Raw genomic sequence first — 1,437 nt, 5'->3', positions numbered from 1 at the left:
GTTGCGTGACCATGAGGACTGATGGAGGTCCGGGAGACGCTTCAGAATGGCACGGTGTACCGTCGCCGAGGAGATAGCAGAGAAGCCATTACCAGAGCAACGTTCACACGTTTTGAAAACCGGTGCGCCACGTTCTTTGGTCGCTTTGCGATCCAGCACTTCACCTTTACCGCCGCATCTGCACCGCGCAAGGATTACCTTTTTCCCTCCGCAGGTTTCGCAAACCCTTTTCACCAGCTCATTTTTAATCTTCGGGGCCACCACTTCGGCACCGTCATCGTCGAAGATACCAGGATGTTTAACCACATCCTCATTCCCGGAGATAAAACCGGTACCGCTGCAACTGTGACATGTCACGCTGGTAGCCGCCGAACGGGAGTAATCAGCAAAGGCAAACTGCGCCAGCGTCAACATGCATGCTCCGAGCTTGTCGCCAGCGGCTTTGCGGACATTTTTAGGAGCGTTTTTGATAGCAACCTGCGCCAGCGCCTGAACTGCGAGCTGTTCATCCGTTTTGCTGATTCCCGCTTTACCGAAGAACGCCGCCAGGCCGAAGCGCGCACGGCTGCTGGTGGTACCAATCGCCGCCATTACGTCTGTTCCTGTAAGGCGGTCCGGAGAAGTTCCCTTCACGTCGTCGCTGATCTGCATTCCCTGAGGGCTAAAGTGTTTTAGTGATGCTTCAAGTTCCATATCTCAAACCCTCGTTACGTTGCTGGCTTCCCACTCGAGATCAAGCTCGCTTTGCGGCTTACCGACCAGGTAGTTAAATGGTTTTTTCTCGCCTTCCAGGAACTGGTGAGAGCGAGAGTCGAAATTAGCTCCGATGTCACCGATCCACCCTTCCCCTTCTCGTTGCTTCAACAAACGAATCATTGAAGCGGGGAGATTGATCGCGGCCTGTTCGTCTTTGTCGAGGCTCTCATAACCCATACGATCCGCTTTTCTCTGCGCCAGCTCACGGGGAATGTTGCGCCAGACGGCCATAACGTTGTCGGGCATGTCGGTTAAGGCGCCAGTGCCTTTTACGTCCATCTTTCCTGTTGGAGCGGAGTCGTTTGTTTTTCTGGCGTGGGTAACCAGCAGGACGTGACAGTTATGCTCGTTCTTGAAGTCGCACAGCGTATCGATGAAGTCCTTCTGACCTGTGTAGTCTTCTTCGTCTAAGCCACATTTAGCCAGGTTATCTATGATGAACAGCTCAATGCCATAGCGACGCCGGGCATAGGCAAAAATCTCAAGAAGCCGGTCTGCTTTGGCAGTTCCGGTAAGTTTGAATACCCAAAGGCGGTCAGAAAACCATTCGTTGGTCATAATGATTTCTTCACGTTTCGGTGAGGAAGTGCAGATGGTTTGCCGCGTGAGTCGGGCAAGCATTTTGCCTGGTTTAAGCTCCAGAGAAGCAATACACGTCCTGACGCCCTGACTCATCGCATC

The 1,437-nt window shown here is 53.0% G+C and carries 2 protein-coding genes; both read right to left on the bottom strand.

All coding sequences use genetic code 11. From position 1 onward, the window contains the following. On the bottom strand, positions 1-693 hold a 693-nt coding region (locus ACYVJ4_RS16925), incomplete at its 3' end, for an antitermination protein (protein WP_460461265.1). A gap of 3 nt (positions 694-696) precedes the next feature. Then, positions 697-1,437, bottom strand: a 741-nt coding sequence (locus ACYVJ4_RS16920; protein ID WP_460461264.1) for an AAA family ATPase, incomplete at its 5' end; no start/stop codon positions are given.

It is taken from the genome of Angustibacter peucedani (assembly GCF_054779595.1).
Note: the sequence above shows the minus strand (reverse complement) of the source record. Positions and strands in the feature narration are given on the sequence as shown.